The organism is Lacunimicrobium album (assembly GCF_052161635.1).
Lineage (GTDB): Bacteria > Planctomycetota > Planctomycetia > Planctomycetales > Planctomycetaceae > SXPC01.
Genome location: NZ_CP197413.1, coordinates 2,245,565 through 2,260,389 on the forward strand (window position 1 = coordinate 2,245,565; position 14,825 = coordinate 2,260,389).

The 14,825-nt window shown below is 53.7% G+C and carries 15 protein-coding genes; 5 read left to right on the forward strand and 10 right to left on the reverse strand.

The annotated features are described in order from the left end of the window. Nucleotides 1-162: 162 nt before the first annotated feature. The 3 genes from SH248x_RS08905 to fae all read right to left on the reverse strand — a co-directional run bounded on the left by SH248x_RS08905 (nucleotide 163) and on the right by fae (nucleotide 5,205). On the reverse strand, nucleotides 163-3,246 hold the full coding sequence (locus tag SH248x_RS08905) for a BamA/OMP85 family outer membrane protein (protein ID WP_459558180.1): 3,084 nt from the start codon (nucleotides 3,244-3,246) through the stop codon (nucleotides 163-165). A 347-nt stretch (nucleotides 3,247-3,593) separates the two neighbouring features. After that, complete coding sequence (locus SH248x_RS08910) at nucleotides 3,594-4,454, reverse strand: NADP-dependent methylenetetrahydromethanopterin/methylenetetrahydrofolate dehydrogenase (RefSeq protein ID WP_459558181.1); 861 nt, start codon at nucleotides 4,452-4,454, stop codon at nucleotides 3,594-3,596. A gap of 253 nt (nucleotides 4,455-4,707) precedes the next feature. After that, complete coding sequence (gene fae / locus SH248x_RS08915; protein WP_459558182.1) at nucleotides 4,708-5,205, reverse strand: formaldehyde-activating enzyme; 498 nt, start codon at nucleotides 5,203-5,205, stop codon at nucleotides 4,708-4,710. A 243-nt stretch (nucleotides 5,206-5,448) separates the two neighbouring features. On the opposite strand from fae, the gene SH248x_RS08920 reads away from it, so the two are divergent. From SH248x_RS08920 to SH248x_RS08930, 3 genes are all read left to right on the forward strand, one after another. Further along, the gene (locus SH248x_RS08920; protein WP_459558183.1) at nucleotides 5,449-5,883 is read left to right on the forward strand and encodes an acyl-CoA thioesterase; all 435 of its coding nucleotides are present in this window, start codon (nucleotides 5,449-5,451) and stop codon (nucleotides 5,881-5,883) included. After that, on the forward strand, nucleotides 5,880-6,977 hold the full coding sequence (locus SH248x_RS08925; RefSeq protein ID WP_459558184.1) for an ATP-grasp domain-containing protein: 1,098 nt from the start codon (nucleotides 5,880-5,882) through the stop codon (nucleotides 6,975-6,977). Before SH248x_RS08920 ends, SH248x_RS08925 begins: the two co-directional genes overlap by 4 nt. Nucleotides 6,978-7,051: 74 nt before the next feature. Continuing rightward, a complete protein-coding gene (locus tag SH248x_RS08930; RefSeq protein WP_459558185.1) occupies nucleotides 7,052-7,240 on the forward strand; it encodes a YkvA family protein in 189 nt (62 codons plus the stop codon). Nucleotides 7,241-7,470: 230 nt separating this feature from the next. Here the strand turns inward: SH248x_RS08930 and SH248x_RS08935 are convergent, their stop codons facing one another. From SH248x_RS08935 to SH248x_RS08950, 4 genes are read right to left on the reverse strand one after another with little or no spacing between them, the layout of a single operon-like run. Further along, nucleotides 7,471-8,895, reverse strand: a complete 1,425-nt coding sequence (locus SH248x_RS08935) for a c-type cytochrome (RefSeq protein WP_459558186.1) — start codon at nucleotides 8,893-8,895, stop codon at nucleotides 7,471-7,473. A gap of 54 nt (nucleotides 8,896-8,949) precedes the next feature. Beyond that, nucleotides 8,950-9,657, reverse strand: a complete 708-nt coding sequence (locus tag SH248x_RS08940; protein WP_459558187.1) for a hypothetical protein — start codon at nucleotides 9,655-9,657, stop codon at nucleotides 8,950-8,952. A gap of 56 nt (nucleotides 9,658-9,713) precedes the next feature. After that, nucleotides 9,714-10,250: a hypothetical protein gene (locus SH248x_RS08945; protein ID WP_459558188.1), complete on the reverse strand. Its 537-nt coding sequence runs from the start codon at nucleotides 10,248-10,250 to the stop codon at nucleotides 9,714-9,716. A gap of 9 nt (nucleotides 10,251-10,259) precedes the next feature. After that, on the reverse strand, nucleotides 10,260-10,733 hold the full coding sequence (locus SH248x_RS08950; RefSeq protein WP_459558189.1) for a hypothetical protein: 474 nt from the start codon (nucleotides 10,731-10,733) through the stop codon (nucleotides 10,260-10,262). 209 nt (nucleotides 10,734-10,942) lie between these two features. On the opposite strand from SH248x_RS08950, the gene nadA reads away from it, so the two are divergent. Together nadA and SH248x_RS08960 are read left to right on the forward strand one after the other, a co-directional pair. Further along, the gene (nadA, locus tag SH248x_RS08955) at nucleotides 10,943-11,875 is read left to right on the forward strand and encodes a quinolinate synthase NadA (protein ID WP_459558601.1); all 933 of its coding nucleotides are present in this window, start codon (nucleotides 10,943-10,945) and stop codon (nucleotides 11,873-11,875) included. A gap of 11 nt (nucleotides 11,876-11,886) precedes the next feature. Then, a complete protein-coding gene (locus tag SH248x_RS08960) occupies nucleotides 11,887-12,582 on the forward strand; it encodes a Uma2 family endonuclease (protein ID WP_459558190.1) in 696 nt (231 codons plus the stop codon). A 25-nt stretch (nucleotides 12,583-12,607) separates the two neighbouring features. On the opposite strand, the gene hisA is transcribed toward SH248x_RS08960, so the two are convergent. The 3 genes from hisA to hisH form a co-directional block, all read right to left on the reverse strand. Beyond that, nucleotides 12,608-13,348: a 1-(5-phosphoribosyl)-5-[(5-phosphoribosylamino)methylideneamino]imidazole-4-carboxamide isomerase gene (gene hisA / locus SH248x_RS08965; protein ID WP_459558191.1), complete on the reverse strand. Its 741-nt coding sequence runs from the start codon at nucleotides 13,346-13,348 to the stop codon at nucleotides 12,608-12,610. Between the two features lie 58 nt (nucleotides 13,349-13,406). After that, on the reverse strand, nucleotides 13,407-13,835 hold the full coding sequence (locus SH248x_RS08970) for a hypothetical protein (RefSeq protein ID WP_459558192.1): 429 nt from the start codon (nucleotides 13,833-13,835) through the stop codon (nucleotides 13,407-13,409). 266 nt (nucleotides 13,836-14,101) lie between these two features. Further along, a complete protein-coding gene (hisH, locus tag SH248x_RS08975; protein ID WP_459558193.1) occupies nucleotides 14,102-14,710 on the reverse strand; it encodes an imidazole glycerol phosphate synthase subunit HisH in 609 nt (202 codons plus the stop codon). Nucleotides 14,711-14,825 lie beyond the last annotated feature (115 nt).

Here is a 14,825-nt window from a genome sequence, read left to right on the forward strand (position 1 = left end):
GTGTTCGCTCACATTCCATTAACGCGACAAAGCCCCGTAGGGTCCGCTGTGCGGACCGTCAATCGACTTTCAATCCTAACAAACGCAAAATAACTCTCAACAACCATCCACTCCGACGAACCGCCCCAAAGCCACAGTCCGCACAGCGGACCCTACATGCCCCTACCGAGTAAACCCGATGTAGAACTGGAACAGCTGCTCGTCGTCGAAGTCCTGACTGACGATCGGAACCGCCCAGTCCAGTGAAATCGGCACAGGTCCCATCCCAGGAATCAGGAAGCGAACCCCGCCCCCGGCTGTCATCCGGAAGTGATCAAAGCTGACATTCTCTTCCACAGTACCGAAGTCGGTGAAGGCCACCAGGCGAACGTTTTCCGAAACCGTGACGGGAGCCGAGTACTCCACCGATCCCAGCGCCATCCAGGTACCCCCAACGCGAACGTTCTGCTCGATCGGGCTCACCCCGCGGAACGAGTAACCGCGGAACGTCTGGTAACCCCCGGCGTAGAAGCGTTCAAAGATCGGCGTGCTGTCAGCCGTCCAGCCAAGGCTACCACGGAAGGCCAGAATGTGCTTACCTTCGCCATCTGGACGAGAATAGACAGTGAAGAACTGCTGAGCAGCTCCTTCAAGTTTCGTATAAGAATACTCTGCAAATGCCTGCTCAATCGAACCTTCGAGGTAAGTACCTTCGCTCGGCATCAAAGAAGAATCGCGTGTATCCCATGACAGAGAGGTCTTGAGTGTCGACAGGAAGTTACTGCCAACCGACTCAGCCAGAATCTCAGGCGTCGGCTGACGCTCATTACCAATATCAACTTTCTCCAGACGCAAAGCAGTCGACAAAGACAGCTTCTTGGTCAACAGCTTACCAACCGAGATCCGTCCACCCAGACGATTCTCACGCCAGTCGTCAAAGAAGCGATTGTAATAAAAGCCACTCACACCCAGGCTGTAATCAGTATTCAGGAAGTAAGGGTTCGACCAGCTGACCAGATAGCGACTGACCTGATCACCAGGAACCGCTTCAATACGGAAGTTCTCACCATTCCCGCGAAAGGCAGAACCAGAGGTCAGATCTGCCATGCTCGTCGGAACGTTGGTGATATCGAAGTTCTGCTCTTCCAGAACGATCGACCCGATCACCCCCGAGTCGGAGTTCACCCCAACCGAGAATTGCAGACGACCGGTCCGTGCTTCAGACACATTGATATCAACGTCAACGAACCCCGGCGGTTCGGGGTTCATCAAAGAGCCAGAGAAAGGATCGCCATTCGGGCTTTGTGTGAAAACGGGATTCGGCGCCTGAAAGGCATCCGGACCTTGCCCGCGAATCACCATTGAATTCGTGTTCTGAACAACAAAGTCTTCCGGTTCAACAGTCGGCAAGCCATCCTGATTGAACATCGCCTCAGGAGCCGTCTCACGGTGATTAATCAACGACGGCTCAGTCGGAAACTTTTCTGATGTGTAAGGATTCTTCGTACTCTCGGCTCCAAAATCCTGATTCAGGAAATCATCCAGACGGGCCGCAGAACCAGTCGGAGCCGAATGATTTGGTAAGGCCTGAATCGGCACCGTATGAGAAGCCGGTGTGACATTGGTATCTCGCAGCGTCCGGTCCACAGTCGGAACATGCATCGCTGTCGGTGCAACCCCCTGGCGCGAGACGGGCACTTCCGGCCACACTGGATCAAACGCAGGGCTTTGACCACGGAAGTAATCACCAGCCGCAGCTGGATTGTACGCATACAGCTCAGGCTGCTCGGTCGGTCGCAGATTCAGCGTCGCACCCTCGGCACCCTTTTCCCAGATCGGCGAACGTTCCAGACGTGCCTTGCTTAGACGGATATATTCCGGGTTCGCCAGTTCCCCTGGAGAGAACAACAGCTGATTCAAAGCCACCGTCTCACGTGTGTGAGGAGCAGCACCTTCAATGTTCACATTGATGCGACCAATGCGATAAATCTTGTCTTCATCAATCTGATAGCGAAGATCAACGACACCCTTTTCCGTCAGAAAGACAGGCACAGCATCGATCTTGGCAAACAGGCGACCCTGCTCATCATAGCGACTACGAACGGTCTTCAGATCTTCTTGAACATCCTTCAGGAAGAACTCCTGATTCTGTGCAATCTTGAATCCGCTACGCAGTGTCTGCTCATCAAAAACTTTATTCCCGGCGATCTCGATATTACGGATCTTGTAACGAGGCCCTTCATTGATATCGAAGACCAGCGTCACATCCCCTTTGTCATCGCTGTACTCGACGCGTTCAGCAACTTGAACATCAAAGTATCCCAGAGCATGGTAATACTGCTTCACACCAGCGACATCTTGAGGCACCTTGGCAGGATCGAACTTCCCCTGGAAGATACGAAGGATCGCTCGCTTGCTGGTCATCTTTGTCTTCAGCAAGGCATCGCTGAAGTTATCGTTACCATTGAACTTGATACTCTGGACGCGAACCTTCGGGCCTTCCGTAATCTGGAAGATCACGTCGCGGTCCGTCGACTCGCCACCTTTGACGAGCGTGACTTCAGCGAATCGGTAACCCTTCTCGACATAATACTCACGAATCCGTCGCACTGATTCTTTATTCGCAGTAACGGAAAACGCTCCGCCTTCCTGCAGTCCCGTCAAAGCCATCAGATACCTGGCTTTGATTTTCTTATTACCGACGTATTGAACACTCTTGAGGACAGGTCGCTCAACAACTTGATAAACCAGAATGACACCGCCCTGTGCACTGCGTTTAAAAGTCGCTTCGACTGTGAAGAACCAGCGTGTATTAAACAGGCTGCGAATATCGGCTTGAATCGTCGTCGCCGAATTTCCGACCAGCGTATTACGACGAACGTGAACGTACTTCAAAATCGCAGGAGCAGGAATCGACGTGTTCCCCTCGATTTGAACATCCGTAATCGGCTCATCCGAATTGACGGTGATTGGCTCGTTCGCGGGTGAATCTGGCAGAGTTTTCCACTCTTCCAGCAGGTCAGGCATCTGGTTGAGATCGTTCGCAAAGTCGCGAGGAGCAGCAGGCGTCGCATGAGGCGGCGGAGGAAGCATGGCAGGCTGCTGAGCAGCAACAGCCCCTAAAAAACAGACCGAGATCAAGGCAGCAAGGACCGCGACAACAGCCGAAGCTGAAGACGCAAGGCGACCGACGTGCGTCGAGCATCGAGCTGGCGTACGCCAGGATGTCTGAACGGGCTCACGTCCTTTGAGCCGCTTTCGTGCCATGATTGTCGATCTTTCGCTGATGCTTTTCCTGTGTCCTTGACTCATTCAGGGACTCGAAAAAACAGGAGGAGAAGTGGTGCCGCGAGCTGTAAATCGAAATGGAATCTCCGTCCTGCGGACAAAGAAGCTCGCGAAAAATAGCTGACGCCTCACGTTACAGCAAGATGGCTTTTTAACGGTCAGTCAGTCTGGAGAAGCTGGGCGTAGTGGGAGCGCAGCCCATTGTAGAACTTACCACAAACACGAAACCCATTTCATACATCCCCGTAGGGTGCCGGTGAGTCCTCGAACCGCACCAAATGAACACACATTTGCCAAGAGGACTCAGAATTCCCCCAAAGCCTGCCCTACAAAAACCGCTTTCCAAAATCATACAGCGACATCGCATCAAACAGCTGATCGTTCGATTCAAACATCGCCTGGATCGCCGCCTTGTGAATCTTCATCTTCAACCCGCCAACTCCGATCGCACCAAAGCAAGTCACTCCGTTGATCTCTTTAGCGTCATCCATCACAGAGATCCCCTCGATCCCCACCGGCGGGACCGCGTTCAGATCAATCGCCACCTTCAACCGACCAGGATTCTCCCATTGAGCCTTCGAGATCACTTGAACACCAGCCGCCCCCGCCGCGACGACCAGCTCGACATCATGGAACATCTCCACGATCCCCTCATCGCATAAACAAAACGGCTTCACGTTCGCCTCCGACATCCTGTCCCTGATGTTGATCGCACACGCTTCTGCTTTCTTGAAGTCGCGTGATCCGAGATTCACCTCCGCCCCTTCTCGAGCTAGCAACTGACTGACCCGCATCCCGACAGGTCCCGTTCCTCCGATAACCAAAGCCCGCGTGTTCTTCAGATAAAGATGACGACTGGCACACAACACCGCAGCCGCAGCCGTCGTATTCGACCCATTCGAGTCCAGCATCACCGACACCCGTCGGTCAGCAAAGAAGACCTTCTGCACCGCAGCATAAAGATCTTCCCCCGCAACAATATCACTCCCGCCAATAAAAAACGCCGTCGACTTCAAGTCGGCTGCCCCGCGCGTGAAGATCGCACCATGAACCAGATCCTTCACATCGCCAGGCGTCACCCCCGCATGCGAGAAGAGAAAATCCACCCCGGCATCCACACCCACCACACGGTCAAACAAACTCGCGACCGGATCAGTATCAAGCTGAACGAGAATCGACTTTTTCATGATGCAGCATCCCGTTAAGACGCGTTCCACCCTGGAAGCTATGTCATTATCTTGCCCTTCTCCCCCGGGGAGAAGGTGGCGGCGCTTCGCCGTCGGATGAGGGACCTCTGCGAATTGAACAAAGCCTCCCACACCCGTCCCTTCTCCCTTGAGGGGAGAAGGTGTCAGCGCTTCGCTGACGGATGAGGGTGAGCGCCAGGCAATTATTCGCTCCCATACCTGAAGCAAACAACAGACACCACTCTTCTTAAAACTACACCCCCGAAAACGGATGCTTCGCAGTATCTTTCTTATCAACCATCTCTTTAGCAGATGGCTCATTCTTCATCGCCCGAGCGATCGACAGCATCGTCGCATCGTAGTTGTATTCGAAGATCTTCTTATCATCAGCAGCATCCCAGTGAATGAAAACGCCACAGACAATGACGAGGTTTTCCGCTTGATCAGCTGGGATCACACCCTTCTGAACGCTGTCAGCGACCGCCTTGGCAACGGCGAACTGAGCAGGTCCAAACATCTGGACGGCTTGCTTGGCCCCCTTGATCGTGACCTTGGTGATCATGACCGTCGATGGTTTGACAGCCAGATTCGGCTCGAGCACCGCCAGCAGATTGCTGTGTCCTGCCGACTGATTCGCGAGGGCCTGCGCAAATGCAACACCCACAGGACCACTCTTATCACCGATCAGCAGATCGATGTGAGCGATTTCATTGCCTTCTCCGACGAGGGCTTCACCAACGCTCATCAACATAACGCATATCCTTTAGCTTGAGACGATGAGAACTCAGCAGTCGCCGAGTCGTGCAGGAAAATCATGTATTTCACAGCCTGTAGTTCTAGAAGAAAAGTCCTGCACAGCGAGGTTGTGACCTTTTCTTAATGGTGCACCAGGCCCCTTTCAGAATAACGGATCGCGTGTCAAAATACACCCGAGGACCGATGAATTGCAAAGCTCAAACTCACTATCCTTCTCACAAATCTCACAGGGGATCGTATGCAGGAAATCTGCTTCGAAGTATCGATCTACCCCTTCCAGATCGATTTTATGGACCACGTCAGTAATATCGTCTACATCCAATGGATGGAGATGGGACGTTGTCACCTGCTGGACGCTGTCGATCTCTCCGTGCCCAAGATTGCCGCGGAGCAGTTTGGTCCGGTACTGGTTGAGACGCAGATCGCCTATAAGAAACCCTTTCGACTCGGGGACCGCGTCCAGGTGCAAGTCTGGCTGACAGAGTTGACCGCCATCACCGCCTGGATCAACTTCGCTTTTTCCAATCAAAACAATGAGATCTGTGCCACCGGCCGTCAGCGAGGTTTATTCGTTGATCTAAAAACAGGACGTCCGAAACGCATGAGCGATGAAATCCAGGATCGCTTCCGGCTTTATCTGAAACCCGACAAAGACGACGAGAAAGCACGATGAGCGATGCTCAGCTTGACCTGATCATCGCCGGAGGTTCTGTTCGTGCCGCCTGCCAGGCCGCGCATACCGCCGGCTTGCGCGTCGCCGCCATCGACCTCTTCACCGACGTCGATACCTCCTGGTACGCCGACGAAGTCATCCAGCTCGACCGGGCAGGCTACCCCGAAAACCTCTTGCCCACCCTCGACCGCTTCGACCACTCCATCCCCCTGATGTACACCGGCGGCCTCGAAAACGATCCCGATCTCATCGAACAGATCAAACCGAAACGACCACTCTGGGGAAACGGTTCCGACACCCTTCGCCGAGTCCGAGACCCCATCCTCCTGCAACGAGCCTTACGACTCGGAGGCTTCCCCTCACTCAAAACGCTCTCAAGCAAGCAATCCCCAGCGAATGGCATTTGGATGCGCAAACCTCTGCAGAGCGTCGGTGGCATCGGCATCCAGAAAGTTCGCAACCCCCGAAAGAAAGAAAGCCAATCGACGGATCACATTCATTGGCAGAAGCATCTCACAGGAAAACAGATGAGTGTTGCCTTCTTCTCCTCTCTGTTCAGCCCAGACATGTTCAACCTCTCACCCAGACAAATCAGCCTGCAACTCCTCGGCACCACACAAGCACTCCCGACCGAAGATTTCACCTACCAGGGCTCTGTCTATCGACACCAGGGGATGTCCAGCGAATGGACCCACGAGGTCAAACGCCTCGGCCGATTTCTTCAATCGCATTTCCGACTCACAGGCTTCTTCGGCGTCGACCTGATCGTCAACGACCGCGGGATCTTCGTCCTCGAAGTCAATCCCCGCTGGACCGCCAGCATGGAATTGTTGCCCCAGGTAGTCCGGCTCGAAGGTTCCCCAGCACCTTATAGCGGGAAACAGATCGTCTACGCGACCTGCGATATGAGCGTCCCGATTGATTGGAAATGGTCCAACATCGACGACGCTTTCCTCGCGGACCTTCCTCTCCCTGGCTGCCGCATCCACACAGGCGATCCAGTACTGACCGTCAAAGCCAATGCCACCACGCGGACAGCCCTGCTGAAAAAGCTCGACGAAGCCAGACGCCAATGGCAAGCAAAATGGCAGTGACACGCTGTCATCTTGTCGCAATTATTGCATACTTATTTTCCCTGCTGGCAATTCTGCCATATCAGGAGCAAACCGTGAGAAAACTTTCCGCCGTCAGCATCCTTCTCCTCACCCTCGGCTACATCGTCTGGCCCGTCGACATCATCCCAGACGTCTTCCTCGGCGTCGGCCAAGTCGACGACCTGACCGTCCTCATAGCCGGCGTCACCCAGGCTTACCGCCTCTGGAAAAAGAGCAACGAAAAACCCAGCGTTCCAAACTAATGTCCCTTCTCCCCCCGGGAGAAGGTGGCAGCGCTTCGCTGACGGATGAGGGCAACGCGCCAATAAGCCCCCTATAAACTAATGGAGCCCTGAGGGCACGTCACCACACCATTCCGATGTCCCTTCTCCCTTGAGGGGAGAAGGTGGCGTCGCTTCGACGACGGATGAGGGTGGGGCATAGGCACTAACACGCTCCCAATGCTTACTTCCAACATCCAGGCAAAACCGCTTCACAATCCCTTCAAATACTCCAACACCGCCCGCCGCTCCCCCTCACCCAACACCCCCGGATAATCATGTCCGCCATTCGACTTCCCCATTAACCGCGTATCAAAATACCGACGCTTCGCCGCCTTATCCATAGCCCCCTTCGGCATCTCTTCCACTCGCTCCACCTTGAGTCCCATCTTCTCATAGTCATACCGATCATTCTCCCGCTTCCACACCACAGGTCGTCGCTCAGGATGCAGAACCTCTTCCAAAGTCGGCACAGCCCCATTATGTAAATACGGCGCCGTCGCCCACACCCCATCCAGAGGCGGTGCGACATACCCCTGCGGATCCAGAATCACCGGCTGCTTCCCATACTCCGTCATCCAGCTCTCCTTGATCCACTGACGATGCTCCGGCCCAATACTGTTCAGCCGAACCCGATCCGTCCCCACGTCATCCAGCGGAACAAGCTTATTCGGATAGCTCGCCACGTCATCGGAATACTTCGTTGCATACGTGCCGTGGCAGCTTGAGCAATGGTCTCGAAAGACGACGGCCCCCTGTTTAGCCAACGCCTCATCAATCACCCCCGCATACTTCGGAGCTTTCAGTGAATTCAGATAATCCTGAATCTCGACAAAGTCCTTCTCCCAGCTGTAAATCGTGTCCCGATCATTCATCGGAGCTAACGTGAACTGCATCAACACCCGATGGTGCTTCGGCGAAAACCCATCAATGTAAATCCCCGACTTCTTCGCGTAATGCCACCAAGCCGGAGCATCCATGTCGTGATGGGTAAACTCAACCCGCTGCAACGGAACCACCGACATATCCGGCGTCCGCTGAGCCACAAACGCGACCCCGAACATGACGGCATTCGTCGTCCCTGAAGTCGATCCCATCGGAAACGCCAGCGCACCAAGGTCCTGCACCTTCGTCAGCTTCCCACGAAACAGCTTCACCGTGGCAACATCCTCCGTCAGCGACTGCAGATCAAACTGCTGATTGGCTACTCCCGGAATCAGCTTCCCCTCGACCGTCCCCTGGTGACACGACAGACAATTCATATGCCACCCGCCCGCCTGATCAACGATGTACCCAAACGGCTTGGGATCTTCCGCTGAACTTTTGGGCGCAACGACCAACCCATACCGCTCCATCGTCGCCCGTCGACGTTCTGGCAGCGACAGCTTCGCAACCTCTTTCTTTGCCTCGATCGGCCACGTCAACCACAGCGAATCAAACGTCGTCTGATCGAACGACTCCGGCAGGTACATCGTTTCGCGCAAATGCCTCAATCCCGGATGCGGCGATGAGGACGGTTCCTCACCACACACCGGCATCCCAACCAACATCGCAATCACAGCAACAACAACTCTCATGACAATCCGCACATACCCGAGAAATTCTGTATCAACTGAGAACGCCAACAAGCGTCTCATTATTTTAGACATCCCGTCGAGCAGGGACACCTCGTAACCGCCAGCCAGCCAGATTTATAACTGCTTCGGAATCGACTCAGGATCAATCACCTTGAGTGCATCCGGGCAGAGCAGGGTCGTCAACGCATTCAACTCCGGCTTCTCCGCCCGATAACTGACCACATAGTTCGCATCCCGATCCAGAAACGGCTTCGCCAGCGCATGCCTCACCGTCAACTCGCCGGTCTGCGGGAGGCCGTTGATCCAGAATAGATAACGCAGCGTCGTCAACATCCCCCGACTGACATCCGTCACCATCGCATTGGCAACCAGCGAATCATTCAACGTGCGATGAAAACAGACAAACCGCCACCACACACACGAGAACGTCACCGGCAGCACCAGCAAAAACGGCCATACCGACGCACTGTAAATCCCAAAGTACGTCCCATAATCCTGCCCCGATAACTGCAGAAACCAGAACGGCATCACCAACGTCGTGAGCAGGTAAGCAAGACAATGCCGCTCGCCAAACGCCACTCGAAACAAATTGGGACTCAACCTGGAACGAACTCGCAGCGACACAAAAAAAACTACCGAGACAACAAGCGAAAACCCCGCGAGCAGATAGGCATATCGACGGATTACCCGGATCACGTCGAGATAAGGAGACTGCGCGAAAAGCACTGCCAGTAACGACAGACAGACGCCGCCCAACAGCAGCCGACACCCGATTCCAGCCGTCATTTCAGCAATCGCAGCTCGGTGGAGTGAATATTGCATAACCAGTCCTGAACCGTTCGTGCAGATAATACGCCAACGTCATTAACGATCCGTTGTCATCGATTTACCTCATCGAAGTTATACGGTCCCAATTCTTGGACAATTGACCAATACCCATTTGGAATGTTATCAACCAAAGTGCGATGAGCTTGTTCTGCCAGTTCCATCGTCGGAAATCGCAAGTCGATTTTCCCATTCTCCAGGCGAAATCCCCCCAGTGACATCATTGCCTCGGTCAATTTCTCTCTGTCAACCTCACCACGTTTTACCATCGGTAACACGCTGTACAAGAGCAACCGCTGCTCAATGGCTTCAGCATACGTCACGCCTAACGCCAGCGATATCTTCATGTTTGGCTCAACATCATGACAGGCATCGCGAATGATCTCACTTCTATCCGATGATCCCACGTTCTGCCATTTGTCCCAGACAACAAGCACATCGGTACTCTCACCTTCCTCTAAAGGAATTTCATAAATCACCGGCCCTGCATAAATCCCATTACCCATATATTCATCAATCAGCGATTGCTTGAGCTTCTCACGATCGCCCCGGGAGATTTGCTGTCGACTTTGTCCACGAATGACTGGCATGAGATCTTCCTACAATTTGCCCTGATTTTGCTGAAACCAACTCGCTGATTTATGAACGAGATCAACTTCTTTCGAACTGAAGTCATGAACTTTATATCTTAATTCCGGACGCCAGTATTGGTAAATCACTTCTGCATTCTTGATCGCAGATGTCAAAATCTGCCTCTCATGTTCCGAAGGATCGATTGTGAGTCGACTCCATTCCAGAAAACGAGCCCAACCTACTATCGGATGAGGGTCGTTGCTCATCAATCCCCTTTGTCTGGCAAATGCCATCCGCCGTCCACGGATATCGGGAAGAATTTCACTGTGAGGCCGAAATCCTGCATGATGAAAACAAGCTGCCCCCAGCCACATTTCGACGCTATACCCGAATAAATAGACTGCTGCCAGCCTACGATCGTTCGACTTTAATACCTCTGCGGTCTTGAAACGCTGGTCCGCTGCTCGCCTGAGTCGAGCTATTGTGTCAGGAGCAAACATCGAAATCGCCTCTGCAAATATCTTTACATTCCGAATTTCCAGTAAACAAAACATTACATGTAACAAGAATTGGAAGCAACCACCTGTCGAGGTGAAACGGCAATGAGTATACTTGAAAGACAATATTTCTGTCGTTATTGGAGTAAGAAGTGACCACGCTGCCCATCGTTGAGAAACCCACCTTCGTCGAAGAAGATCCACTCGATCTCATGGACGAAATCGACGCCCTGCGCAAAGAGAAGAACGCGGCGATCCTCGCTCACTTCTACACCGACGGCGAAATCCAGGACATCGCCGACTTCACCGGCGACTCCCTCAAACTCGCCCGCGACGCCGCCTCGATCACCAACCCGATCATCGTCTTCTCCGGTGTTCACTTCATGGGTGAATCCGCGAAGATCCTTTCACCCGAGAAAACGGTCCTCGTCCCCGACCTGCTCGCCGGCTGCTCCCTGGCGGACAGCTGCAATCCGCATGACCTCAAAGCCATGCAGGACCAACTGCGAGCCGAAGGCCGGGACATTGTCACCGTCGCCTACATCAACACGACCGCGGCCACCAAGAGCCTCTGCGACTGGATCGTCACCAGCGGCAATGCGCGAGAAATCATCGACCGCGTTCCCAAAGACAAAGAGATCCTCTTCGTCCCCGACCAGCACCTGGGTCGTTATCTGCAGGAAGTAACCGGTCGCAAGATGATTCTCTGGCCGGGGAGCTGCATGGTCCACGAGATGTTCTCCAAGCAGGACCTCATCCGCGCCAAGAAGAACAACCCCGAGAGCATCATCATGGCTCACCCTGAATGTCCACAAAACATTCTGGAGATCTGCGACTTCATCGGCGGCACGGAGAAGATGCGTCAGTACGTTGTCTCACTTAAAGAACCACAAAGGTTCCTGGTCGCAACGGAAGTCGCGATGATCCACGCCCTCAAGAAGATCGCCCCCCAACACGAATACATCCCCGTCCCCGGCATCTTCGCTGACACCGGCGAAACCTGTGCCTGCAACCGCTGCCCTCACATGGCCCGCAACACCCTCCAGAAAATCCGCGACTGCCTGCGTGACGGCAAACCTGAGATCGAATGGAAACCCTACTTCGCCGACGCCAAAGACGTGCTCGAGCGAAGCCTGTTGAAGTAGCAAAGGGAGGAATGATGACCTCACTTCGAACAACACGGACTCTGCGTTCACTCGCGGAATCGAAAGAACTGATCACAACAGATCAGTTCATCGAACTTGTCGAACAGGACCTCGACGAGGCTCGCTATTCACATGCCGAACTCATTGACGGGATCGTGGTCATGAATGCCGCCGTTGGACGTTATCATGGACGTCCTCAACAGGTCATTGCAACCTGGTTAGGTAATTATGAGGCCGCGACCGAGGGTGTTGAGAGCTTTCCCAGCGTTTCACTGGTTCTGGATCAAACGAGCATGCCAGAGCCGGATGCCTGCCTTCGAATTACCGATGATTACTCAGGCACAAGCACTGCCGATCGATATATTCATGGCCCGCCCGAACTCGTGGTCGAAATTAGTGTCTCCTCCCAGGATCGTGATCTTGGATCCAAGAAGAATACTTACGAACGCATGGGAGTTCTGGAGTATTTTGTCTGGCGAGTCGACGACGGCGAGATCGACTACTTTTCCCTGATTAACAACCAGTTTGTGCTTCAGACCGTAACCTCTGGCATCATCAAAAGCAGAACCTTTGGCGGGCTTTGGCTCGACGTTTCTGCCGCGCTAAGACTTGATCTCCGGGGAGTTCTCAAAACTCTTCAGACCGGTCTTTCGTCTGCAGATTTCAAAGCATTCACCACGAGTATGAAATCGAGAAAACGCCAGTAGCTCATACTCTTCAACTCCTCTTCGCCTACCCCTTCACCAGCGCCAACGCCTCCGGCAGCTGAATCGTCCCCTCATAAATCGCGCGTCCGATGATGATGCTGTCCAGATGTGGATGTGTCTGATGCATCTGCTGCAGGTTTTTGATGTCCTGCAAAGTCGTGACACCACCGGATGCCACCGTCGAGATTCCCAGGTCTGACAGCTTCGCTAGATCGTTGAGCGTTCCCTGGTCGATCCCCTGCATCATGCCGTCGTTGGCGATGTTGGTGTAAACGATCGCTGCGACCGGCAGGTTGGCATAGCGTTTCGCCAAGTCATACGCCGACGTCTTCGACGTCTCCAGCCAGCCTTCTGTCGCGACCATTCCGTCCTTGGCATCGACGCCGAGCACGATCTTGTGGGGAAACATCGTCGTCATCGACTCGAACCAGTCCGGCTCACGCAGCGCCTTCGTCCCGACGATGACACGGGCGATCCCCATCTCTTCCAGCAGCAGGCGGATGGATGCTTCATCGCGAATCCCGCCACCGAGCTGGCAGGGGATTTTGATGCTCGACGTAATCGCCTTGATCGCCTCCAGGTTCACCGGCTTACCGGCCTTGGCTCCATCCAAGTCGACCAGGTGCAGCATCTCGGCTCCCTCGTCTGCCCAGCGTTTCGCCATCTCGCCAGGCTGATTGCCGAAGATCGTTTCCTGGTTGTAATCCCCCTGACGAAGTCGAACACATTTCCCGTCACGCAGGTCGATTGCTGGAAGCAGAAGCATAGAAGTCACTCGTTACTCGAAGTTGGCCTGATCAAAACAGTTCACGAAGAGGATGGTCTTACTCGTCGTCTTCAAACTCATCTTCGTCGTCCCATTCATCTTCATCTTCATCGTCCTCGTCCTCGTCGTCGTCATCTTCCTCTGATTCGTCGTCCCAGGCTTCGAACTCCAGCCCTTCCAGCTCAAAGGGATCAGCTCCCTTCATCACCTGATCGATGATCTCTGGAAACTCGCTCAGCAGAATCGTCTTGTTCATCGAACCCTGACGTTCAGGAATCGGGATATCGAGCTCCGCTTCGTTCGACTCTTCCCAGGAGACCTGCACCGGAACTCGGCCTGGACTCATGAATCCAAAGAACCCCGAAGACGCCTTCCAAATCCGCTCCCAGGTCGCCAGAACATCCTGAAGCGTCCCCGAGCTGGAATCAGACGATTCTTCGTTATCGTCATCCGAATAAAAGTACTCAATCATGTTCGAGTTGGTCATCAGAATGTTTCTATCGTTTTCGGTGACGATGAAGAGTGGACGGAAAGGGGTTGGAACGCAGAGATAACAGAGTTGAGCAGAGGTCGCTGAGGAAAGATTCAATCCCAATCATGGGCTACTGATGAGTTTCAGGAGTTCAAGATTCAGTTTCAGAAACAGGTCACTCGTTCTGGCAACTTGCAATACGATCGTGAATTTCTTCTCTGCGACCTCTGCAACACTCTGTTCCCTCTGCGTTCCAACCATTTCTCCTGTATTCAATTAACTTATAGCTCTGCAAAGTTCTGCAGAATCTTCAAACCGATGTTCTGGCTTTTCTCAGGGTGAAACTGAGTAGCCATCACGTTGTCCTTCTGGACGATCGCCGCGAAGTCGACATCATAACTCGCCGTCGCCACTGTGACACCCGCATCCTTCGGCTTCACATAATAACTGTGCACAAAATAAACGAATGCCCCTTCAGGCAGCCCGCGCGTGATCGGTGATTCTTTACGGAACGTCAACGAGTTCCATCCCATGTGCGGCACCTTGAGCGACTTGTCCGCCGGCTCAAACTTGACGACTTCTCCCGGGATCAAGCCGAGCCCTTCATAGTCGCCGTCTTCGTAACTTCGGTCAAACAGCAGCTGCTGTCCCAGGCAGATCCCCATCAGCGGCTTGCCGGTTTTGACATACTCCAGAATCGGCTGAATCAACTGGCGCTCCTTGAGAGCCGCGATCGCATCCCGAAACGCTCCGACTCCCGGCAGAATCAGCTTCTCTGCTGCGACAATCTCTTCGGGATGACGCGCAAAGGACGCCATCGCTCCGACTTTCTCGAAGCCCTTCTGGACACTGCGAAGGTTGCCCATGTCGTAATCGATGATCGTGATCATAATAGGCGCTACATAGTATGTCCCTTCTCCCTTGAGGGGAGAAGGTGGCCGAAGGCCGGATGAGGGTGGGCGCTAGGCAACTGTTCGCTAACAATCTCTTGAAAAACGACAGGCA